The 24,569-nt window shown below is 33.7% G+C and carries 18 protein-coding genes; 7 read left to right on the plus strand and 11 right to left on the minus strand.

Annotated features, from left to right (window positions below; translation table 11 throughout):
- Nucleotides 1-4: 4 nt before the first annotated feature.
- Nucleotides 5-577, minus strand: coding sequence for a non-canonical purine NTP diphosphatase (locus tag AC2DZ0_RS01535; RefSeq protein ID WP_484643235.1), 573 nt, complete (start codon nt 575-577; stop codon nt 5-7).
- Between the two features lie 138 nt (nt 578-715).
- Between AC2DZ0_RS01535 and AC2DZ0_RS01540 the strand changes: the two genes are divergently transcribed.
- The 4 genes from AC2DZ0_RS01540 to AC2DZ0_RS01555 all read left to right on the plus strand — a co-directional run bounded on the left by AC2DZ0_RS01540 (nt 716) and on the right by AC2DZ0_RS01555 (nt 5,150).
- Nucleotides 716-1,576: a YHYH protein gene (locus tag AC2DZ0_RS01540; RefSeq protein WP_484643236.1), complete on the plus strand. Its 861-nt coding sequence runs from the start codon at nt 716-718 to the stop codon at nt 1,574-1,576.
- Nucleotides 1,576-2,124, plus strand: coding sequence for a toxin-antitoxin system YwqK family antitoxin (locus AC2DZ0_RS01545; RefSeq protein WP_484643238.1), 549 nt, complete (start codon nt 1,576-1,578; stop codon nt 2,122-2,124). The genes AC2DZ0_RS01540 and AC2DZ0_RS01545 overlap by 1 nt, the downstream gene beginning before the upstream one ends.
- 72 nt (nt 2,125-2,196) lie before the next feature.
- A complete protein-coding gene (locus AC2DZ0_RS01550; RefSeq protein WP_484643240.1) occupies nt 2,197-2,862 on the plus strand; it encodes an SCO family protein in 666 nt (221 codons plus the stop codon).
- 68 nt (nt 2,863-2,930) lie between these two features.
- On the plus strand, nt 2,931-5,150 hold the full coding sequence (locus tag AC2DZ0_RS01555) for a DUF748 domain-containing protein (protein WP_484643241.1): 2,220 nt from the start codon (nt 2,931-2,933) through the stop codon (nt 5,148-5,150).
- 51 nt (nt 5,151-5,201) lie between these two features.
- Here the strand turns inward: AC2DZ0_RS01555 and AC2DZ0_RS01560 are convergent, their stop codons facing one another.
- From AC2DZ0_RS01560 to AC2DZ0_RS01600, 9 genes are all read right to left on the minus strand, one after another.
- The gene (locus AC2DZ0_RS01560; RefSeq protein WP_484643243.1) at nt 5,202-6,452 is read right to left on the minus strand and encodes a right-handed parallel beta-helix repeat-containing protein; all 1,251 of its coding nucleotides are present in this window, start codon (nt 6,450-6,452) and stop codon (nt 5,202-5,204) included.
- A 41-nt stretch (nt 6,453-6,493) separates the two neighbouring features.
- Nucleotides 6,494-8,890: a hypothetical protein gene (locus tag AC2DZ0_RS01565; RefSeq protein WP_484643245.1), complete on the minus strand. Its 2,397-nt coding sequence runs from the start codon at nt 8,888-8,890 to the stop codon at nt 6,494-6,496.
- A 231-nt stretch (nt 8,891-9,121) separates the two neighbouring features.
- Nucleotides 9,122-10,702, minus strand: coding sequence for a sulfatase (locus AC2DZ0_RS01570; RefSeq protein WP_484643247.1), 1,581 nt, complete (start codon nt 10,700-10,702; stop codon nt 9,122-9,124).
- A 2-nt stretch (nt 10,703-10,704) separates the two neighbouring features.
- Nucleotides 10,705-11,829 carry a glycoside hydrolase family protein gene (locus tag AC2DZ0_RS01575; protein WP_484643249.1) on the minus strand — a complete coding sequence of 375 codons (1,125 nt, stop codon included), beginning with the start codon at nt 11,827-11,829 and terminating at the stop codon, nt 10,705-10,707.
- Between the two features lie 150 nt (nt 11,830-11,979).
- Nucleotides 11,980-14,184, minus strand: coding sequence for a glycoside hydrolase family 3 C-terminal domain-containing protein (locus AC2DZ0_RS01580; RefSeq protein WP_484643251.1), 2,205 nt, complete (start codon nt 14,182-14,184; stop codon nt 11,980-11,982).
- Between the two features lie 4 nt (nt 14,185-14,188).
- Nucleotides 14,189-15,418, minus strand: coding sequence for a family 16 glycosylhydrolase (locus tag AC2DZ0_RS01585; protein ID WP_484643252.1), 1,230 nt, complete (start codon nt 15,416-15,418; stop codon nt 14,189-14,191).
- Between the two features lie 8 nt (nt 15,419-15,426).
- Nucleotides 15,427-16,719 (minus strand): glycoside hydrolase family 117 protein, encoded by a 1,293-nt coding sequence (locus AC2DZ0_RS01590; RefSeq protein WP_484491278.1) that lies wholly within the window; start codon nt 16,717-16,719, stop codon nt 15,427-15,429.
- 197 nt (nt 16,720-16,916) lie between these two features.
- Nucleotides 16,917-17,369: a DUF1569 domain-containing protein gene (locus AC2DZ0_RS01595; protein WP_484643254.1), complete on the minus strand. Its 453-nt coding sequence runs from the start codon at nt 17,367-17,369 to the stop codon at nt 16,917-16,919.
- Nucleotides 17,370-17,374: 5 nt separating this feature from the next.
- Nucleotides 17,375-18,034, minus strand: coding sequence for a hypothetical protein (locus AC2DZ0_RS01600; RefSeq protein WP_484491280.1), 660 nt, complete (start codon nt 18,032-18,034; stop codon nt 17,375-17,377).
- A gap of 164 nt (nt 18,035-18,198) precedes the next feature.
- Between AC2DZ0_RS01600 and AC2DZ0_RS01605 the strand changes: the two genes are divergently transcribed.
- The 3 genes from AC2DZ0_RS01605 to ychF all read left to right on the plus strand — a co-directional run bounded on the left by AC2DZ0_RS01605 (nt 18,199) and on the right by ychF (nt 21,329).
- Entirely contained in the window at nt 18,199-19,530 is a 1,332-nt protein-coding gene (locus AC2DZ0_RS01605) for an aspartate kinase (protein ID WP_484643256.1), read from the plus strand.
- 165 nt (nt 19,531-19,695) lie between these two features.
- Nucleotides 19,696-20,046, plus strand: a complete 351-nt coding sequence (locus AC2DZ0_RS01610) for a 4Fe-4S dicluster domain-containing protein (RefSeq protein WP_300324172.1) — start codon at nt 19,696-19,698, stop codon at nt 20,044-20,046.
- A gap of 191 nt (nt 20,047-20,237) precedes the next feature.
- Nucleotides 20,238-21,329 carry a redox-regulated ATPase YchF gene (gene ychF, locus AC2DZ0_RS01615; protein WP_484643258.1) on the plus strand — a complete coding sequence of 364 codons (1,092 nt, stop codon included), beginning with the start codon at nt 20,238-20,240 and terminating at the stop codon, nt 21,327-21,329.
- A 56-nt stretch (nt 21,330-21,385) separates the two neighbouring features.
- Here ychF and AC2DZ0_RS01620 read toward each other — a convergent pair whose 3' ends face one another.
- Complete coding sequence (locus AC2DZ0_RS01620) at nt 21,386-24,511, minus strand: WD40/YVTN/BNR-like repeat-containing protein (RefSeq protein WP_484643260.1); 3,126 nt, start codon at nt 24,509-24,511, stop codon at nt 21,386-21,388.
- Between the last annotated feature and the right edge of the window lie 58 nt (nt 24,512-24,569).

A 24,569-nucleotide genomic window follows, 5' to 3' on the forward strand; every position in this document is an offset into this window, starting at 1 on the left:
AAAATTATAGTGTGTTTAAAAAAGAAATAAGTTTTGAAACGGCAAGGCCTCTATGACTTATTTTTCCTTTTTCTTCCATGGTCATTTCGGCAAAGGAAATGTCGTATCCATTGGGTTTGAAAATTGGATCGTAACCAAAACCGTCTGTTCCGGATTTTTTTTCAAGAATTTCTCCCTCACACACACCCTGAAATATATGTTGTTTACCTTCTAGGTTTAATACAATAACAGTTCTGAATTTAGCTTTTCTATTCGTTTCACCTTCAAGAGCAGATAATAGTTTGTCCATGTTTTTAGTTGCATCTGCCTTTTCCCCTGCATACCTCGCTGAGTATACTCCGGGGGCACCATCTAACGCTTCAACTTCAAGTCCGGTATCATCGGCAAAACAATTGAGGTCAAAGTTTTTGGTAACATAATTCGCCTTTAATTTTGCATTGCCTTCAAGTGTATCTTCTGTTTCTTCAATTTCATCGTAGCACTGGATACTTTCCAATGATAATAATTCAATGGTTGGCAATAAAGCCGCAACTTCTCTCGTTTTGTTTAGGTTATGGGTAGCAAAAACAATTTTCATATCTTATTCTTTTGTTAAGCAAATATACTTTTGATTTATTAAATATTGGGGAAGAAATTTATTTTGTTTAGGTAGGGTTTTTAAAAGATCACTTGTTTTAATAGTAGAACCCTAATTATTTTATTAAATTTATATATTATGATAGCAACCATTAAACTACTTAGACTGATTAAATTAATGATGATGACCTTACTTGTTTTGTTTTTTGTAAGTTGTTCATCAAATACACAAACTGTTGTTGAAGAGGAAGAGCTTATTGATGATACTGAGAATGTAGAGGAAGTGGAAGAGCCTGAAGAGGAAAATAGTGAAGAGGAGGAACCAGAAAACACCAATTATGATATTACACCGATATTGACTTTGTTTGATAATGTGGAAGCAATTAATTACTCTGTATCTAACGGAACGGTAACATTTACAACCACTAATTTGCCAGATCATAAATCTCCTTATTATGCAGATACGGAATGGGCAAATGAAAAATATGCTGATTACACTGGAACGAATTCTAGTTTTCGTATGAATCCCAACAGAATAGGTGAGCAGAACATTACTTTTACGATAACTTTGAATCCAGAAGAAGCTACAAATAAAGAGGCTACCGAGATGGGACCTATGGGGATTTCAAGAAATGGAGTTGTATTTTTTAATCAATATGCTGCTGGGTTTTCAGCTTTGGATAATGAGATAGATTCATTTGATCAGTATCTTGGTCACCCTGCAGGAAATGGTGCGTATCATTATCATATTGAGCCAGCGTATTTAACGGAACAATTTGGAGATGAAGCCTTTTTAGGTTTGTTAGCAGATGGTTTTCCTGTATATGGACCTGTTGAGAATGGGCAAATAGTATCAAGTTCAGATTTAGATGATTATCATGGTCATTATTCTGCAACAGAAGAATTTCCTAATGGTATCTATCATTATCATATATCTGCGGATGCACCATATATTAATGGAGATGGTTTTTATGGTACTCCTGGATCAATATCTAGATAATGAAAAAATTAATCCTACTTATCTTTGGCGTGTTAGTTATAACATCTTGCAGTAAAGTACCCCTTAGTTTGGAGTTAGGCGCTAAAGGTTTGTCTTTTGAAAAAGGGCTGTTGTTGTATAAGGGAGATTTCTTTACAGGTAAATTATATTCCTTTTATCCAAAAACCAAACAGCTTAAAACTGAAAAATATTATAAGGATGGCAAACTTCATGGTATTGAGAAGCAATGGTATTTATCAGGGAAAATAGCTTCGGAACGCTGCTATACCAATGGATATAAAACTGGGAAACATGTTGGATACTGGCCGAATGAACAAATAAAATTTGAATATTATTTTAATGCCCTTGGTCAGCACCATGGGGAAGCAAATGAATGGTTTTCAAATGGAGTACCCATGCGATATTTTCATTATGAAAATGGAAAAGAAGAGGGGAGTCAAAAAATGTTTAAACCCAATGGGACACTAAGGTCTAATTATGTTGTTGTAAACGGTGAGCGATTTGGGTTAATAGGCTTAAAAAAATGTGATGCTGTATCTACATTATAAAAGAATCCCAAACAGAACAATGCAAAGTTAAGAGCTCTTAATTGATTAAATAATTTTTTACTTAAACGACTTATGAAGTACTTTATAATAGCCTCTTTTTTTACTCTATTATTTTTATCATGTAAGAAGTCAGAAAAAAAAGTAGAAAAAAGGGAACATTCAGTTCAAACATTGCCTTTTTTTAATTCTGGTGATTTCACACCGGAATGGATAAGTAAAGATTCTAAAGATTATGAAAAGATTCATAAAATTCCAGATTTTTCTTTTACCAATCAAAATGGGTTAACAGTCACCAATAAAGATTACCTAGGGAAAATCTATGTGGCTGATTTTTTCTTTACTACATGCACGGGAATCTGTAGAAGTTTGAGTTTAAATATGAAGTTGTTACAGGATGAATTTAAAAATGATCCTGATGTTTTGTTGCTTTCACATTCTGTAACTCCAGCAATAGACTCGGTGCCAGTGTTAAAAAAATATGCGGATAATTATGGGGTGAATTCTAAGAAATGGAATTTGGTAACTGGGGAGAAAGAAGCTATTTATGAATTAGCAAGGACAGCATATTTTTCCGATGAAGATTTTGTAAAAACGAAAGAAGCGAGCGAATTTATTCATACTGAAAATTTTCTTTTGATAGATAAACAAGGTAGAATAAGAGGCGTTTATAACGGTACATTAAAACTAGCAACAAAACGATTAATCAAGCATATTGAGATGTTGAAGAATGAAGAGTAATTTTGTATATTTACCTTCCTAATTTTTAGGGAAATATAATTGACTCTCTTTAACACTATCTGCTTACCTTGAAGAATAAAAAAATAAAAATTGTTTCAGGCGTTGTTTTAGTTTTTATAACGCTAGTTTTGTGGTTGTTACCCGTAGTTGCAAAAAGTTTAGTTGAAAAAAACGGAAAAGAATGGGTTGGTAGAAAGATAACTGTAGAGGATATAGATATCAATCTTTTTACTGGAACTATTAAGGTTTTTGATTTTGATTTATACGAATCCGATGACCTATCGAGTTTTGTATCCTTTGATACTCTTGTTTTAAATGCTAGACCTTATCATTATTTTACCTCAAAGATAACACTGCAACAATTTTACGTTAAAAATTTAGCAACAAATGTGATCAAAGAAAATGATTCTACGTTTAATTTTGACAGTTTGATTGCATTTTATGATACACCGAATGATTCCCTTGTAGAGGAAGAAGTAGTTTTGGATTCCACAGAGGTGTTTAAATTTAGCTTGTCCGATATTGAATTTTTAAATGCAGAAGTATCTTTTAAAGATGAGGTGATTGATGAAGAATTTATTTTTGATGAGTTGGATTTAATTATTCCAAATATAGAGTGGAATCAAGTAGATGAAAGTAATGCTGATCTTGAATTTAAATTTAGAGATGGAGGTAGGTTTTATTCCTCTACAAATTTTGATCCCATAGACGGAGGGTTTAGTGCAAACATAGGATTAGAAGATTTAGATCTATCTGCCTATACAAAGTACTTACAAGATTTCTTGTTGTTAGAATCTGCGAATGGTTTACTTTCTACAAACTTAAACTTCATAGGCAATACTAATTATTTAGACACTCTAGCAATAGATGGTTTTGTGCGTCTTAATGATTTTAAGATGAATGATACCTTGAAGAAACCAATATTAATGGCAGAGCAAATTAATTGCGTCTTTGAAAAATTAGAACCCTTAAAAAATAATTTTATCATTGATTCAGTTAAGTTAAAAAGACCATATGTTCGTTTCGATATGTTTCAAGCAACAACTAATTTTGAATCTTTTCTTCGACTTAATGAATCAGTAGACTCTACAGAAGTTGTGGCAGCAGAACTTGAAAATACGTCTGAAGTAGAAAATGATAGTACACCAGAGTTGTATTACAGATTAAATTCTTTTGAGATTATTGATGGGAAGTTACAGTTTAATGATAAAACTACGTCACAACCATTTCAATACAATTTAACGAGTATAGAGGTAGATCTAGATTCTATGGATAGTAAAACAGAATGGGTAGATATGCAAGCCAAGATGTTGCTAAACAAGAGAGGTGTAATGAAGGTAGATGTTAGTTTTAATCCGCTAGATCCTATGGAATTGGAATTGAAATATGTTATTTCAGGGTTTAAATTAAATGACTTGAATATATATTCGATGGATTATATGGGGGTTCCTGTATTGGAAGGGGATATGTATTATAAAACGAATACTAAAATACACAACGGGGAGTTGGATAGTCAAAATAAATTAATTGTTCACAATGCAACTTTAGGAGATAAAAGAGGAGGTTTATATAACTTGCCACTCAAGTTTGCGTTATTTTTATTGAAGGATAAAGATGGTGTTGTGAATTTGGATGTTCCTGTAGGTGGAGATTTAAATGATCCAAGTGTTAGTGTAAACAAAATTGTTTGGTATTCTTTTAAAAACTTATTGGTAAAAACTGTAGCCTCACCTGTTAAGTTTTTAGGCGGTTTGGTAGGAGGAGACCCAAAAGACTTAGAAACTTTTGAGTTTTCTTATTTGGATACCGCTTTAAGTGACGCTCACTTGAAACAACTAGATAAGTTACAGGAACTTGAAAAAAAGAAAGAAGGTTTGCTTATTGATATGTTGTATTTTAATGATGTAGCAATAGAAAAGAAACATATTGCCGTACAACAAATAGGAAATGAATTCAATAAAAAGAATAGTAAAAAGAACTATTTAGAAGATGAAAAAGAGTTTAAACTTTACTTACTAGAGAAAACACAAAAGGATGCGACGGAAGCGACGATTGAAAAAATGTTAGATTCTTCTTTTGTGGAAGGAGCTTGTGTATCTTTAGCGAGTCCTGCTCTAGTGGATTCTTTAGCACAGGTTTATGAAAGTAAGCGTATTGAAGGAATTAAGAAACAACTGCTTGAAAGCGAGACAAAAAATCACATCAAGGTTACAAAAGCGAAAGCAGATGATGCTGAAAATACTGCTAGCAAACCTATTTTTAAAATAGTGTATTCCATAGAGGAGTAATATTTATTTGAGCGAAAAAAAAAACCAATCCTTTTAGGATTGGGTTTTTTTTTATTGAATTTCTATATCAGATTTTAGGTAAGTCGTTCGTTTTTGAGGGTCTTTGATGTTTAATACTTTATGCAGAGGCAAACCGTTTATCAATACTTTTGAATCGATTTTTACTTTCGTCCCTGGGTTTGAAGTAAAGGATTGGTTGATATTTATTCCTCGTTTTTTTCCGTTAATAGTATTGTCTTCTGAGATGATTAAAAAACCATTTAAATATGTTGAAGAAATTGCATCTCCATCTGCATCAATAGTATTATTTATGATGCGTACATTTCCAGTTCCTTTGGTCTTTTTTATCGCAGGTTCAAATCTCTTTCCTTGACCGTGCCCTACTTTACCTGTTGAGAAAAGCAGAATCCCTGTTTGTTTACTTTTCATGGTATTACCAATAATTTCAATATTACTACAACGGTCTTCTAGGTGTATCGGTTGAGAATATTTTACATGACTACCGCCTTCCAATATATTATTTCTGATGATTACATTTTTAGTATAAGCTAATGCGATATTAAAAGATTCCGTAAGGTTAAATCTATTATTTTCGATAATAATATTTTCATGTTTTTCTAAACTTATTTCTAAGCCATAGGTGGGATCTGGTTCATCTAATAAGGCACCATCAAATGATATTTGGTGGCTACCATTAAAAAATTCACAATGTGAGATTCTGAAACCATCGAGAACGGGACAGTCTCTGGCAACAATACTAAACCAATAATTGAATTTGCAGTTTTCGATTAAAACATTTTTAAATTTTCCTTGAAAGAATAATCCTCTTGCTGAATAATGAACATCTGATTGTAGAAAGTCACAGTTTTTAAATGAGAAATTTTTATAAAGTTTTAAGTCTTGCGAGTTTTTACCTATTTCAATGGCTTTGTAACCTTGCCCTTTTTTTATCGAGATAATCAAGTTTTCTAAATGAAAATTATCCGTGTGAATCGCAAGAATCGAACTATTTGAAGTGTTTTTAAATTTTGATTCTCTTAGTAGACTGAATTTATTTTTTCGTTGTGCTCCTTTTATAGTTAGGTGCTTTGTAATTGCAATTTTAGGGTCTTTATTACTAAAGGTAATATCTAAATCTACAAGAATTTCGTCACCATTCTTGGCTTTAGAGATTGCATTTTTAAATTTGACATAGCTAGTGTTTCCTTTTGTTTTTTTTACAGATATCTCTTTAGCTATGGCTGAAGTACCTGCTAATATGAATGAGATTACGGTTAGGTAGATTTTTATTGTGTGTTTCATGAGTTTTAAATGATTAAAGTATTTGTGTTTTGTATTAGTTATTACTTGGAATGTTGGGTCGGTAAAAATTTCAATTTGGTATATCCAACTAATAATTCTCCAGAGTTTGTTTTTCCTATCAGTTTTCCCACAAAATTAGTATCTGTCAATCCGTTTCCTGTTGCATTAAATTCAATAATTAAATCTTTACCCTTATTTTTTGTTTTTCTGACTTTACAACCCTTTCCAAAATCTACTACTTCATTCGCTCCAAATCGGATGGTAGAGAGGTCGATATCAGTTTGGGCATCAAAGCCATATTCTGAAAGAATTTTTACTTTTATGGTTTTGGTTTTTGAAGTGATTTTCTTTTTGTTTAAGAGTTCCATTCGTCGGTTAAGGACGAGCGGTAAAATAATATTCTTAGAGTTATGGTTGTCTTTTGCTAAATCATCTGCTTTAGGTACATCTATTACAGCTAATGATAAATGAGTTGCACGTCCATAGGAATCCTGTATAACGTGGGGTCTTTCTAATTTATACCAATGGGTTCTCGTACCATCTACATAAGAAGTGTTATCGGGTGTATAGGCAGTTCCTGAATTAAATTTCCAATGTATTCCATCTGGTGAGCGTAAGTAAATTGCACGGTAGTCCCAGAAAGCATTGATAATCATATGATATTGTACTTCGTCCTTCCATAAAACAGGGTCTTCATAATTCGAATTTCTATATTTTTCAGGGATAATGCTGTTGCCTTTTATTGCTTTTGTAATTACTCTATATGGCCCAAGTGGATTATTGTTTTCACTCATCATCATGGCACCGGCTTTGGTTACAAATAAGAATCTATTGTTAGGTAAGTGAACTCCTGACAAGTTTCTATAAAATCGATAGCTCAGCTCTGGTGTTTCATGTGATGATTCCCAATCAACTTCCATAATGCCCAATCTTTTCCACGGACCATTTATTGTTTTAGAGGAGAATAAAGTAGCCTCCCAGTCAATTAGTGAATAAAGCAAAAAGGAACCATCATTTAGTTTAATGATATCAGGGTTGTGTCCTTTACCATTGTGGTATTCGTAAGTAATATTTTTTTTGATTTTGTAAGGGCCTGTTGGTGTATCTGAAATTACATGAGCAATCGTTGAATTAGGCCATTCCCAATGTCCTTTGGTCGCATTAGCGGGCCATCGGGTTATATTCATATGAAACTTACCATCCTTTCCTTTAACAGGTGTTCCACCCCAGTACGTCCAATCAGAGTCTTCAATTCCGTTATCAGGATCTCTCGGAACGACGCCTTTTGCTCCCCATATATTTTCCTGTAAGGATTTATGAATTGGCATGGGAAGAATTAAATCGCTCAAAGACGTTCCCAGTTTAGAGTTAACAGATGCTTGTATTGGTTTGGAGGCTAAACTTTTGTTTCCACTATAGTCATAAGCATAAATAACATAGGTATTTGGTATTTCTTTTTTGGGAGTGTAGTCAGTATAATGTGTTTTGGTGAGATCATGCGCAATTTCTCTTAGATGCTCTCCATTGGCATCTCCTCTATAAAGGGCATAGTTTTTTACGTCTATCGAATTGCTTTTAGTCCAGTTTATTTTAATCTCAGTATCAAAAATTTCAGTATTAATATTCTTCGGAGGGGTAGGAGGTATTGTATCTTTTCTAGTAGCATCTATCGTATTAGAAGCAATTTGAGATGTGTCATCTCTGGTTATAACATAGCAATACTTAATACCATTGATAAAGTTGTTGTCAGTAAATTGAAATTCGTTAGTAGTTCCAATCTTTTTGTAGTTATTACTTCCGTATATACTGCGGTAAATTTTATAGTTTGCCTTTTTATAATCCGTCCAATGGAGTTGAATATCATTTGACGAATTGGTGATTTTTAATTTAGGCCCTTCGAATAAGGGATCTTCTATACTGATATTTACATAATGTAGGTAAACCTTAACATCTTCACTAGAATAAAAAGTTGCCCTCACAAAAGGCAGTCCATTTTTAGCATCAGTTTCGGTAGCGTGATAAACACCTTTAAAGTGTTCAATTTTTTTGTCAGAGCCGATGAGTGAAGCTTTCTCTTTTAACATTACTGCATTGTTTCCGAATACTAGTTCAAGGCTAATCGATCCTGAACTTATGTATTCCAAATCTGCACCGAAACTCCAACGGAATTTATCTCCTACTTTTACAGTTTGATATTTTTTATTTCCATTCAATATTTTTGACTCTGCAATACCAATAGGGTTCATGCTAAACATGGTACCTTTATGCAGCCCCATTTTCTCTTTACCTTCAATTACTGTTGTTCTCCAGAAAGGGGACTGTTGCGCTTTCCTCCAATACCCTTTTATTAATTGAAAATCTCCATCAAATAAATTCTTTTCAGGAGGGTTGTCTCCAAGTAAGACAATCTGTGAATTCACAATGTTAGAAAATGTCATACAAATGAATAGATTCAAACAAAACAAGAAATGTCGCATCAATATTTTTTTTGGGTTTATTCAAAGCTACTTAAGAAAAGTAATTATCACGAAGAGATATTGATTTTTGCGTTGTACATATGTTCTTTTTTATTTCTGAAAGGGGTAAAATATCGGTATATATTCATCTTATATGAAAACGCCTCCAAAACAATAAAGTTTAGGAGGCGTAAATTAGAATTTGTAGTTGGCTCAATCCATTGTAATCAAACTTCCCCACCAATTATTTTTTGGGTCGAAATTTTTATCTAAAAACCCAAGTCTTTGTTTCTCTAATGATTTAAGTTTTTTAGTGGCTATTTTATGTAAATGCTTTTGTTCCATCTCTTCATTGTAATTTGGATCTTTTTCAGGGAAATTAGCGTTAACATTTTTTAAATAGTCAAATAGCTCCTTATTTAATTTATGCGCAATTTGCTCGTTTTGTAAGATTACGTTGTTATTTTCGGAAATATCGTCCTTTATATTATAAAGTTCTTTTCTTCCGTCTTCGTAATAATGAATAAGTTTCCAATTTCCTTTTCTAATGACTGAGGAAGGTTCTCCTCCTTGGTTTCCATAATGAGGATAGTGCCATATCAGTGGTCTTTCTTCAATTTTTCCTCCCTTTAAAATTGGCAATAGACTTACACCATCTTGGTGTTCTGAGGGACGCAATTTTGCTCCAACCAAATCTAAAATAGTTGGGTAAAAATCTGTTCCGGATACTGGCGTATTACTTAGTTTAATGGTGTTTTTTAGCCAAGGAACTTTTATAAAATAAGGCTCTCTAATTCCTCCTTCAAATTGATACCCCTTACCACCACGCAAGGGAAGATTAGACGTAGAAAAGGAATCTCCAGCCGAAACACCTCCATTATCTGAGGTAAATACTACCAATGTGTTTTGATCCAAACCAAGTTCTTTTAAACCTTGCATTACTCTTCCAACAGCATCATCCATAGATTCTACCAAGCCACCATAGATTGGGTTGTCTTGAACCTGTCTGACCGGCAGGTATTTGGCCATTTTGAAGCCTGTTTCATCAATGCCGTTTTTTTCTGCTTTTTCTCGGTATTTTTTCCATTTTGATTGTGTCGTTTGGATAGCTCCGTGTACTGCATAAAAAGAAAGGTAGGCAAAGAATTTTTCGTCCTTATGTGTCTTCATAAATTTTACGGTTTCTTCTGCTAGCCTCATGCTTAGGTTTTCTCCGTCCTTTTTGTTTTCTAAATTAGGATTCTTCCAGGGAGAAAAGTAACCTCCTCTCGGACCACCCGCATCAAAACCACCAATATTAATATCAAAACCATGGTCTTCAGGCCAAGAACCTTTTTCTCCAAGATGCCATTTTCCTGCGAAGAAAGTTGTATAACCTTCTTTTTTTAATGCTTCGGGTAAAGTAATGTCTTTATGTTCTAAATTGTGTTTGTATGCTGCTGGAAGTAATTTAGAATAACGCTTTTTTTCTCTCCATTTTTCACCAGATCTAGCACCAATCCAGTCAGTGATACCATGTCTTGCTGGGAATTTTCCATTTAAAATACTTGCTCTTGAAGGACTGCATACTTGACAGGTTGCATACCCTTCATTAAAAATAGTTCCTTCTTTAGCTATTTTATCAATGTTCGGAGTTTCATAAAAACTATCATTTCTTAAGCTTAAATCGTTGTAGCCATAATCATCGGCTAGAATAAACAAAACATTCTTTATTTCTGGTTCCTGCTCAACGGGTGCTTGCTTACAACTGTGCAGTAGCGATACAAGTATTGCAATTGTGATTAAGTTTTTCATTTTTATTTTTTTGCTGATTTATTAAACTCTATTGGAATGGCAATGTTTCCATTTACATTATTGTCGTAGACAGCTACATACAACATTAAAGGTTGACCTTTTTCGTTAGTTAACACAAAAGGTCTTTCTACTCTTTTAGGTTTCCATATGCTACCATTATCAATTATAAATTCTTTTTTCATGAACACTTTACGTTCGTCCGGTAGCCAATCAAAACCATTGTCAGAACTAAATAAGGCCAATTCATTTTTTCCCATTACATGACATACCATAAAATGTTTCTTTAGAGTTTGGTCATACCAAAAGCATGCATCTTCTGTTTGTGCTTCTGCATAAACAGGTTTTGGTGAAAATTGAAAAGGGCCATCAGGTGTTTTAGAGGTCCCTACGAGTTGAATTCTAAAAGGTTTTTTATGTGCCATATCATCCCCTTTCATAATCATATAATAGAGTCCATCTTTATATATTACGGCTGGATTTACTGCGATTTTTTTAAATTTCTCATTATCTGGTGCAACTACTATTTTTTCAGATCTGATAAAAGGACCTTCAGGATTGTCTGCACTTGCAACACCTATACATTGGCTTTCTCTTAAAATGGTTCTATTTTTTTCTAACCATTCAGAAGAAGGGTAGGTTGTATTTCCGTTCTTCGCTGGTAAAAATGATTTGATGTTATTCGCAATATAGTACAAATGAATTTTTCCTTGGGCAACAACGGCATATGGATTGTGTGAATTGTTGATATCCCAACCACCTTCTTTTTTCGCTTTTAAAACCACATTTTGAAATTTAAAAGGTCCCATTGGGCTTTCAGAAATTGCATGGGCAATTTCGCAATGTGTCATCCAACCTTTGTGCTGGTGTTCTTTTTTCCACCTAGAGTAATAAGCATGGTATTTTCCGTTCCAATTCACTACACTTAAGCCCCAAACGTAATAACCTGGTTCTACCAAAATCTGTGAGGTAAGTTTTTCATTGTAGAAATTTGTTTGTTTTGATCGCTCTAGTTTAGGAAAAGAGATCTCATTATAATCTCTCTTTTGATGTTTTTGAGTAAGTTGGTTTTGTTGTTTACAAGAGGCAAGTCCTATTAAAAGGAGGATAAAGGTAATGCTAATTCTCATTGTTGAATATTAGTAGGTTGTAGATTATTTGAAAACAAATTAACTACAAATTATGGAATAGCATTGAAAGCATTGGTTTTATTAGCGTAACAAATGTCCAAAAAAAAGCTCCAATTGATATTGTGGAGCTTTTATTGGTTTATTTAAACTTTATTTTAACTGAATCTCGGCTGTTTGTGGTATTGCAGCTCCTAATTTTTGACTTAGTTCAGAAGGTGAGGAGTTTCCAATAATTATTTTGTAACGTCCCTTTTTCCAGATTTTTTCACCTTTGCTATTGATTACTTTTAAGTCTTCTGAGGCAATAGTGAAGTTTAGTTTTTTTGATTCTCCTTTGTGAAGTGAAACTCTTTGAAAACCTTTAAGACTAGTTTGTGGTAAATTATCATTGTTATGAATTGGGCTGATGTATACTTGAACCACCTCATCGATATCATAATTTCCCGTGTTACTTAACTGTAAAGAAAATTCTAGATTTTTATTATTTCTAAGTTTCGAGGTTTCAATTTTTAATGAATCAAAAGAGGTGCTAGAGTAGGTAAGTCCAAAACCAAATGGAAACATAGGTTCTTTTGTCATGTACTTATAAGTACGACCCTGCATAGAATAGTCTTCAAAAGGAGGTAGTTGTTCTACATTTTTAGGAAAAGTTATCGGAAGATGTCCCGAAGGAGAGATGTTTCCAAATAATACATCTGCAACTGCATTTCCACCTTGTTCACCAGGGTACCACATTTGTAAAATAGCATCACAGCCTTCCTCAATACCTTCTAACGAAACAGCACTACCACTTGCAATTACCAAAATTAAAGGTTTGTCTTTTTTCTTTTGAATCATAGTTTTTATGTATTCTATTTGGTTTTGTGGAAGTTTTAGATCCTTACGATCTCCTTTACTTGGCGATGCGATAGCATCCACTTCTTCCCCTTCCATATCTGCAGAAATCCCCACAACACATATGGTAGCATCGGACATACCTACAACCACAGGTGCATAATTTAAAGGGTTTAAGTTTTTTTGAAATGGCAATGCTCCACTTCTGTAGTTTAATGAGGTTCCTAAAGAAACAGCATCTGCAATTCCTTCTAGAACTGTTACTAAATTGGGGCTAACTCCATAATAATTCCCCATTAACACGTCAGCAGAATTTGCAAAAGGACCTGTAACATAAGGAACGCGAATGTTTTTTGAGAGTGGTAGTGTGTTGTTTTCGTTTTTTAAAAGAACTATTGATTTTTGTGCTGCTTCTCTAGCTAAAGCTATATGTGCATCACAATGAATTTTATCTGCACCAATTGAACTGTATGGGTTTTCACTGTTTTCTTTGTCAATAATACCAAGTCTAAATCTAGTTTTAAAAAGTTGCTCTGTTCTTTCGTTTAATAAGCTTTCCGAGATCAATCCTTGTTCAAGGGCTTTTCCTAAGAATTTATAAGTGAAGCCACAATTTAGGTTGACACCAGCCATTAGAGCAATAGCAGCCGCCTCTTCTTTGGTTTTAGCAGTTTTATGTCCTTTAAAAATGTCGTTAATTGCTCCGCAATCAGAAACAATATAACCATCAAAATCCCAATCCTCTCGTAGTGTTTCTTTTAGTAGAAATTCACTTCCTGAGGCTGCTTTGCCATATACAGCGTTATAAGCACTCATAACTCCTTCCACCTTCGCTTCTTTAATTAAGGCTTCAAATGCAGGTAGGTAAGTTTCATATAAATCTTGTTTAGTTGGTTCTGCATTGAAATGATGACGTAATTCTTCGGGACCAGAATGTACGGCAAAATGTTTAGCACAAGCTGCAGACTTCAAATAGTTACCATTATCTCCTTGTAATCCTTTGACAAAGGCTACTCCCATTTTAGACATTAAGTATGGGTCTTCACCATATGTTTCTTGACCACGTCCCCATCTAGGATCTCTGAATATATTTACATTAGGAGTCCAAAATGTTAATCCTGCATATTTTCCTCTGTTTCCCATATTTTGAGATATTTCATACTTCGCTCTTGCTTCGGTAGAGATTGCTGAAGAAACTCGGTGGGCTAGTTCGGGGTCAAAAGAAGCCCCAATGGCAATTCCTTGAGGGAAAATGGTAGCTTTTCCATTTCTGGCAACACCATGCAATGCTTCGTTCCACCAATCATAGCTCGGAATTTGTAATCTTTCTATAGCTGGTGCACTACTTAAAAGCTGTTTTAGCTTTTCCTCATTTGTCATCTGAGAAACTAAAATTTCAGCTCTTTTTTCTGCCGGAAGTTTTGGGTTTTGAAAAGAAAAATCTATTTCTTGTGCAGAGCCAGAAATTATGGTGCTGATAAATAGGAGTAATGTGTATTTTAAAGGATTAAGACTATCCATAAGCTTATTTTTTGAAGGTAAAGTTGAATTCATCTTGAGTCAACGCTTTTTTCTGATGTTGCTCTTTTACGATCAGTTTGATTGTGTATCTCTGGTTGTTTTTTAATTTATCAATCTTAGAGATAGATAATGCTTTATGACCATGACCAGCCAAGAGTTTTTCTTTGGATTGAAAAACGACATTTTTATTGGAATCGATAATTTTGATAAATAATTCACAATTGCTATTTGCTTTATAGATATAACTTGTCTCAATTCCATTCTTCGCATGAATTAATTCCGGTTTTACGTTGAAATAAATATTTGCGTTGAAAAGATTTTTATTAGGATAACTTACTTTTTTTACTTTCTCATCAATATCTACCAAAGTATAAGCTCTAACCCAATCATAAAGACAGGTGTTTTTTGAAGGGTCCGCCAATTCTTTCTCATTAGGCAGTTCAATCCAAGGAAAAGGATAGGTTTCAGAAACTAAATTCACATGCATTGGTTGATCAAACGGTTTTTCTTTTATATCTGAATAAAAGTGAACAGATTTTACCTTACGATCATCAACATAGTAACTTACTTTACTGGCATCATGCCACCAACCTCCATATGTGTAAAAGTCATCTGAAGGTAACGTTTTTGTTTTTATTTTGGATTGAGGTGCTCGTAAATCATGTTTTTTCTTTTCACAATCTGTATACCAAAAATGAGAGTTTGAATTCATTCCTTGTGCAAAATAGGTTCCATTAAAATCGCCAGTTCTTCCAATACACTCCTGAATATCTAATTCTAAGCCATAATTATCACAACCATTAGGCCCTTCAGCTCTTTGGTTTGTAGATAGCCAAAAAGTTGTAGACATCGTTGTTTTGGCCGCCTTGAATTTACATTCGTAGTAACCATAAAAAGCATCATTACTTTTTGAAATAACAGCACCACCTGCAATATTGAAAGTTAATTCTCTACCATAAGCCTTTACAATAGTGTCTTTTTTAAGTTTCTTCCCTGTGATTTTCATATAGCCACCACCAACAGAGACCTGTGAGGGTAAAAATATTCCAGGTTCTCTACCAATCCATTTTGGGTGATAATCGTACCATTTATTACTGTCTAAAGCGGTACCATTGAACTCATCAGAAAAGGTTTCGTTAAGAATCCATCGTTTTCCGATAGGAGGGTTAGGAGGATCTGCTAGTAGAAAAAAAACATTAAATAAAAAGAGTAATGCGGTGATACTGTTTTTCATAAGTTTATTTATTGAGCTTGTAAAATTTTATTTTCTTCAGCAATTCTTTTCTTCTGAGCGCCGTTTAAACCATGTTTAAAATAATGTTCTGGCTTGTAGTAAACATGGTTTTTCTTCATCCCAGGATCATTGATGTCTTGACTTAAGTCGCAATCAAACCTTGTAAGAATAGAGTGATTTGTTTTCCAACCATTAACCGCTGTAAAATGAGAAATTCCCCAAGTAATACCTCTACCATCTTTGGTATCTGTAAAAGCATCAGGAATAAAGGGTCCCCCTGCATTAGGCATTAATTCTGTTATGGAAGCAATATCAAAGTTAATTCCGTCTTTTGCATATTGAATAGTGTTATGTTCATTACCATCTCTAATAACTAATGCAGCAATTCCTTCTTTAAAAGGGAAAAGTGTAGTTTCATGGCCAGAATTAATAACTGGGTTTTGTGCATATTTAGTAAATGGGCCTAGAGGGTTATCTGCTGTGGCAAGACCTTGCATTCTAATCAAATCACCTTTAACTCCATAATCTGACTTATAGTATAAATATATTTTCCCTTTGTACACTAAAGGGTAAGGATCATGAATAGAGTATTGATCCCACTGACCTGGTGCTCCGTTTGGAATTACAATTTTGTTATATGGTGTCCAAGGACCATCTGGAGAATCTGAATAAGAAACAGCTACAGGGCAATCATCACCACGTTTCCCGCTAGCTTCTTGAAAACCTTGATAGTATAAATAATATTTTCCTTTCCATTTTAAAATATCTGTAGTGGCAACCGATCTCCATCCAACATTTGGTTTCGGAGGTCTTGGCACAGCAACTCCTTGTTCCTCCCAAGTAAAGCCATCTTTACTAGTTGCATACCAGATATCGCATAAATCCCAGTCGCTTGAAGGTATTGTTTCAGTGCTAAGTTTAGCTCCTTTTGGTGAAGTTGGTGTTTGTCTGTGTGTATACCAAACATAATATTTGCCATTTTCAAAAATTACCTTTGAAGGATCTCTACGTGTTATGGTTCCATCATGGTTACTGTAATCCAATCCTTTTAACTCGGTATATTTAAATTGAGTGTAAAGTTCATTGTACTTTGGTTGAATTCCCATATACGCATCATAGTTTCGTTCCATAGCATGACTTAACTTGATGTTTGGTTTTTCATGTAGAATTTCAAAAGGAAATCCTTTATCCTCTTTTTCTGTTTGTTTAGAATTTTCAGCAGTTGAATTAGACGTTACACTTGAACAAGAAATTGCTAAGGGCAATAAAGCTCCAATGAATAGGCTTTTTATTGTTTTCATAAAATTATAATTATTGATGTTTATGTCACATTATCAATTACAAATTTCAATAAAAATCAATAATTCAAAGAACTATCAACTAGACTTTAACTAGATGAACTTTATTGTATCTAGATTTTAGCAAGACATTTGGTTTTAATTATAACAAATGGTTTATTTTCAAAAAAAAAGCACTCATTAAATGAGTGCCTTATAGTTTAAACTGAAAATTGATGTAGATGGTGGTCTAGATGCTTATAAAACATATTATTCCATTCACTAGCACTTAAAGCTCCAAAAGAATGTGACTCTTTATTATTGAAATAAGTTGCTCCTAACTCTTGTGTTTTTTGAATATACTGAATCAATCTTTCTTTTTCGGTATTAAAGTCCCTAAGATCAGATATTAGAAATTCAGGCGCTGTTCTGCTATTTGTTTTGTATGGTTTTTCACTAACAACTATATTTTTCAAAAATAAATTCATCATCAGTGCCTTGAATTTATTTGGTTTGGTGTGTTTTTTCTCGTAAATAAACTCATAGGTAACACAGCAGTGAGCAAGCATTTGTGCAACATTCATTTTACCCCAAACAGGAGCAGTGTCATGTTTTAGTTTTTCAATTCTTGAAATGACTTCCTTGCTTATTTTTTCGTCAAAAATATTCTTCATATTTCTTATTTTTTCTTCATGTCAATCAAAATAGAAAATGTGTTATTTACATCTTCTTCTTTTACTACAATAGTCATTTCATGTGTAGTAGAAATAATTTCTTGAACTGAAATTCCTGCCCATGCCAATTGTTTTAAAATAAAATAATAAACTCCAGATTGTTCAACATTAGTTTTTGGCAGTTTAATTGTGATAGAAGCCAATTCGTTGTGTCCATAGATTAAAATTTCTTTAGCAAATAATTCTTTAACCTGCTCTTCTAGGTTTTTACTTGTTACAATATTAGTTTCGAAAATTCCTTGTGATATTGTGAAAAAGTAATCTTTATCATCTCCAATTACATTCAATAAAGAGGTAATGGACCTTAATAAGGTTGGTGTATTTTTATAAGTGAAGTTACATAGGTTAGAACGTACAATAAAATCGCCAAGTGAAAAAGTGAATTTTCGAATGTTTTTTCTGATTCTTAAAAGGTTCGAAGGAGAAAGTCTATTGATTGCCATCATAATTGCTCCTGACTTCACCTCTTTACCAAGGTCACTCTCAACATCTTCTTGAATGGCACGGGCCAAAGAGGAAACATTGATTAATTTGTCATTTAAAGCTTCTTCATAAAAAGGCGTTTTTCTGATGATGCTTTCTACCGATTCTTGAATAGTTTTCATGGCGTGTTTAATTTTAAACAATTTGTAATAAAGTGTAAATATATTATAATTTTTTGCTGCAAATTAACAATTGGAGGATTTTTGCGAAACATTTTAGCTTGGTAGTTATAACTATTTCAATAGGGGAGGCTTAGAGCATTTGAATGAATTTAAATAAAATCAAAATGAAAGTATTAAAATTTGGTGGAACTTCTGTAGGAAGTCCTGAAAGTATAAAGGAAGTAGCAAAAATTGTTTCTAATATCAAAGGACAAAAAATTGTTGTTTTATCGGCAATGTCTCAAACTACGAATGTCTTACATCAAATCACAGATGCAATTGGAACTTCTAATTTTGAAGAGGCGAATTCAATTATTGATATGATGATTGATCGTTATAAAAAAGTAATTGAAGGATTGTTTGCAACTGAAACTGTTAAAAATACTGCAAGCGCTTTTATTGAAGAGCGTTTTGATTTCATAAAATCATATGCTCATGAAGGTTCTGTTGAAATTATTGAGGCAATTGAAAAGATTATTGTAGCTCAAGGAGAAATTTTATCTACAAATATGTTTTCTATGTATTTGAATGAAATTAATACACCAGCGAGTTTGCTTTCTGCTTTTGATTTTATGCGAATTGATGAAGCTGGTGAGCCTGATTCAGATTTTATTACAGAGAGCTTAGGAGAAATTATCAAAGCCAATGAGGATACAGACATATTTATTACACAAGGGTATATTTGTTTGAGTCATTTGGGAGATATAGATAATCTGAAAAGAGGAGGAAGTGATTATTCTGCTTCGTTGATTGGAGCTGCAATCGTAGCAGAAGAGATTCAAATTTGGACAGATATTGATGGGATGCATAACAATGACCCTAGATATGTGGATAAAACGTTTTCATTGAAAGAAATTTCTTTTGATGAGGCAGCTGAGTTAGCTTATTTTGGAGCTAAGATATTACATCCACAAAGTGTAATTCCAGCAAAAGAGAAAAATGTACCAGTACTTTTAAAAGATACTTTTAATCCTGAATCTGCAGGTACAATTATTAGAAATTGTGAAGTGCCAAATAAGGTGAGAGCTATTGCTGCTAAAGATGGAATTACTGCGATAAGAATTAAATCGTACCGAATGCTAATGGCCTATGGTTTCTTAAAAAATATTTTCGAGGTATTTGAAAAATTTAAAACTTCTATTGATATGATTACGACTTCTGAAGTAGCTGTGTCGTTGACAATTGATGATGCTACTTATTTAGAAGAAATTGTAAAAGAACTAGAAGATATAGGAAGTGTAAAAGTTGATTCAGACTTGAGTATTATTTGTTTGGCAGGAGATTTTTCTGAAAAACAAAAAGGAGGTAGTGCTGCTATATTTAATAGTCTGACTAATATTCCTATTCGAATGATTTCTTATGGAGGAAGCAATTACAATGTTTCTTTGGTAGTAAATTCTAAAGATAAAATCCAAGCCTTGCGTGATTTGAATGCAGGAGTTTTTGAAAGTAAATAAACTTATTAATAGGAAAATGAAAAAGCTTCTGTAATGAGAAGCTTTTTTTAGATTGATACTAAACAAGGCATAGGGTTTAAAAAAGCTGTCTTTTATCATAAAACGGATAGATATTTAAGAAACTTTTTTTTATTTTTGCGTTTCACAATTTAAGAAATTACAACAATGGCAATTATAATAACAGACGAATGTATTAACTGTGGGGCTTGTGAGCCAGAATGTCCAAACAATGCAATTTACGAAGGTGCAGAAGATTGGCGTTATTCAGATGGTACAGAACTATCTGGAGATATCGTATTACCTAACGGAACAAAAGCAAATGCAGATGAAGATCAAGAGGCTGTAGATGATGAGGTTTATTTTATTGTACCAGATAAATGTACAGAATGTAAAGGATTTCATGATGAGCCACAATGTGCTGCTGTTTGTCCAGTAGACTGTTGTGTTCCTGATGATGATATCGTAGAAACAGAAGAAGAGCTTTTAGGAAAAAAAGCATTTATGCACGGAGAGTAATTTTCAGGCAAATAAAAATAAAAAATCCCGCTATACATTTGTATGGCGGGATTTTTATTATAAAATATTTGAAAATGAGGGTTTTATTTTTTGAATAAAATTTCAAGAAATGATTACATTTGCAACCTCTTAACAAGAATAAAAAGATCTCATATTAAAGTGTTTTTTGTAGGTCTAATAAAATTTATAACATGAAAGCAGGAATTGTAGGATTACCTAATGTAGGAAAATCAACTTTATTTAATTGTTTATCAAATGCAAAAGCACAAAGTGCAAACTTCCCTTTTTGTACTATTGAGCCAAATATTGGGGTGGTGAATGTGCCAGACTCAAGAGTTGCAACGTTGGAAGGAATGGTAAATCCAGAACGTGTTGTTCCCGCTACTGTTGAGATTGTTGATATTGCTGGTTTGGTAAAGGGAGCCAGTAAAGGAGAAGGTTTAGGAAATCAGTTTTTAGGTAATATTAGAGAAACAGATGCGATTATTCATGTATTGCGTTGTTTTGATAATGACAATATTGTGCATGTTGATGCTTCTGTAGATCCTGTAAGAGATAAAGAAACTATCGATATCGAATTACAATTAAAAGATTTAGAAACTGTTGAGAAAAGGCTAGAGCGAGTAAAACGAAATGCTAAAACAGGTAATAAAGAAGCGCAAGCCGAGTTTGATGTTTTGACTAGAATTCAAGAAGTTCTTTTAGAAGGAAAATCGGTTAGAACTTTAGAGTTTACAGAAAAAGAAATGGAGTACGTAGCTCCTATGCAGTTTATTACATCAAAACCTGTGATGTATGTTTGTAATGTAGATGAAAGTGCAGCAGTTTCAGGAAATGATTATGTAGATAGAGTGAAAGAAGCAGTTAAAGATGAAAACGCTGAAATTGTTGTGTTAGCCGTTGGAACAGAGGCTGATATTAATGAGTTGGATGATTATGAAGAGCGTCAAGTGTTTTTAGAGGATATAGGTTTAGATGAGCCAGGATCTGCTAAATTAATTCGTTCAGCTTATAAATTGTTAAACCTGCAAACTTATTTTACTGTAGGAGTAAAAGAAGTAAGAGCTTGGACAATCAATATTGGAGATTCGGCACCTCAAGCGGCTGGTGTAATCCATACTGATTTTGAAAAAGGTTTTATTAGAGCTGAGGTAATTAAATACAATGATTATATAGAACTTGGTTCGGAAGTTAAAGTTAAAGAGGCTGGAAAACTAGGGGTTGAAGGAAAAGAGTATATAGTAGAGGACGGTGATATTATGAATTTTAGATTCAATGTGTAAATCTTCTATTAAAAAGAAAAAAAGGTTCAAACTGTTAGTTTGAACCTTTTTTTTTATTACAGTTTTTGAAATTTAAATGCTTTTTCTTCTACTTTTAAAAGATATAGATTTAATGATAGGCTTGAAATGTCTATCGTATTCCCATTGCCTTCTAGAACAAGTGTGCCAAACATATTGTAAATTTTCCAAGGATAGGTCGAATGATTCCCTTTTATGAAAAGGACTTCTTTTGCCGGGTTTGGGAAGATGTTTATTCGTGGTTTTTCAGTATACGTTACTGATAATTCATCATCAGTGATTTCCAAGAATTCTTTTTTGTTTACGATATCTGATTCAGGTGATGAGCCACCAACAGGTCTGATAGAAATAGAAACGGTGTAATCCTCTGCTATTTCTGGTAGTTCGGATAAAGAAATGTTTAAAATAGTTGAAGAGTTTTCTGCGGATACATTTTGTTTTGCGTTTCCTAGCCATTTTCCGGTAGGAGAGTTTAATATGGCTACCAAAAGACGATCTTCTAATGTGTTATATTCGATTTCTATTGGAATTGTTAGACTTGGGTTAATGGTGCTATTAAAGTTTACAAAATTTATGTCTTCTTGAAATAGAGCGGTGTTAATTGTTGCTTTACTCCAAGATTGACCAAAGTGAGCGCACCAGATAACATCTTCATCAACAGGGTCCGGTTTTAAGTCAGTAATGTGATCAGGCCTTCCAATATTGTTGTTTATTTTATACCAAGTTAGTCCGGCATCTCTGGACATATAAGCCCCAGGATTTATGGGGTACGATCCTCTATTTTCATGTTGTAATGGTACATTTACTAGAATAATATTAGAGTTGACCGGAGATACTTCCGTTTGCCATACATAAGGCATGTCAAAAATTTTACTCCAAGTGGTACCGTTGTCTTTACTTACCCAAACACCACCTGCATTAAGTTCTCCTTCCTCATCTCCACAAGAAATAAAAATATGAGCAGTATTTCTGTCGATAAACACATTGTTTACAGCTTTTATGTTTTCAGGGATATTTATTTCTGTCCATGTTGAAGCTTTATCGATGGATTTGTATAAGCCTCCATTGCCTCCGTTTTTGCCAATATTTAATGCTGCATAGAGGATATCAGGATTTTTTGGATCCATTTTCAATCGTCTTACCGAAGCATCACTAGGTAAGCCATTATTTTCTATTGTCCAAGTATATCCGCCATCTGTACTTTTGTAAACTCCTGTATCGGTAAAATCATCTGGCTGCTTAGAGGAAGAAACTTCTGCAATAGGATTTGCTATAGACGTAAAATAAATATTATCAGTATCGTTATAATCTACAAGTAATGAGTATTGAAATAAGTTATCACCAGATATGTCAGTGTCAGGGTACACTAGGGGTTGAGAGATATTGGTCCAGGTTTTACCTGCGTCAATTGATTTTCTAAAATAGCCTCGGTGCGATTGCCTGAATTGTAAAGTGTAAATTATATCTGGGTTCTTAGGGTCCACGGCCACTGTAGCTGTTGAATGTGCTCCTCCGTCATTTACTTGACCTTCTAGTTGTTTTACGGCTATTTTGGTGTCATTCGGATAATCACCTAATGGAGCGGATTCCCATAAGCCATGTTCTCCACTACAAAATAGTTTTCTATCTGTAACTCCTGTTTCGAGTAGCATAAACCTACCTGGTAAATTACTTCCCCCTCTACCGATCCAATGTCCACTATCTTCTGTTGTTTCTTTGTCGTCAATTTGTTCCCAGCTGGTTCCGTTATTGGTGGATTTTAAAATTTGTTGATCCAAACAAATGAACACATGTCCTTGAGAGTTGATGTTTAAAAATCGATTCCCCCATGTTTCTTGGTTTCTGTCAATTTCTGGTTGTAAATGCGCAAATTTTGTGTTTACTTCCATGGATACGGAGCGACTATCCCAATAATCCTTGTTTTTTTGTTCAGACCAGTACGGACCTGTTTTCGCACAAGGAAACCATGTGGTACCACCATCTTCGGTTTTCCAGATATCGCCAGGTCCAAAAGATTTATCGTGTTTTACGTTGTTACCAATATAAATTTCATTTTTATTTAAGGGATTTACAACAATCCTGTTGTAGTTGGGTAAGATGGAAGTTGGGTAATCTGGGTACTCGGTTTGGATGTAAGATTTCTCTTCTTCTAACCAAAAGGCTACTGTTTTATAATATTTATCTCGAGTACTGTGGTTCGTTACTTGTGTTAAATCCAAAGCTAAGTTACCTGTTATGCTAGACCATGAATTTCCGGCATCTGTACTTTTAAAAATTCCACCTGTTGATGAAATTGTGGTTCCAGACGGAGAATAAACTGCTTGCTCAACCAAATACAAAATGAATTCGTTGGTGTCAGGATTGTAATAAGAAGTAAGATCTTTTGGTAGATTGTTAGGCAAACCGTTGTTTGTGCTTTTTGTCCAATTGATTCCTTGGTTATCGCTAATATATAAGCCACTTTTAGCTATGAGTACGATTCTGTTTGTATTGGAGGGGTCTATTACAATTTGTGCAACATCTAAAGTAGAAGGTAAGCCAGCGGTAATTTTTGTCCATGTTTCACCCTTATCTGTACTTTTATAAACGTGACCGTATTCGGCATATTGATAGACATGACCTTGAATATTGTTAACGCTTCTGTGATATTCTTTAACGTCCCAAAAAGTTCCCGCACCTATATACCATATATCATCATCGGTTGGGTCAACTACTAACTTGGAGTGTCTTCCACCAAAATCAATAGGTTGTAATATCCAATTTTTACCTTTATCTGTAGTTTTTAAAAGGTTTCCTCTTGTGTCAATTGCATATCCAAAGTTTTCATCTTGATGGGAAAAGGTGATATCTCGAACTCTTTTCATAAGTTGGCCTGTTCCGTCACTATCTTTAAGAGTGTTCCAAGTGTCTCCGCCGTCAGGTGTGTAATATGAATCAAACATATCTGGACTCTGATACATATAATTATCATCTGTAGGGTGGATCCAGAAATGCTCACAATAACCAGCCATTCCGGGACCGAATTGAACCCAGTTGACAGAATTATGCGAAATAACTTTTTCTGTTCTCAATTTCTCGAAGTAGTCCTCGTCTAATTGAGCATGTATGCTTAAGGTAATAAGTAATAATGTAAAAAATACGTTGTAAGTTTTTATGCGTTGCATTGCTTTTTAGTTTGATTATAACGAATAAAAATATAATTGTCCTAATGATTTATGACAT

The organism is Flavicella sp. IMCC45668, from assembly GCF_057219105.1.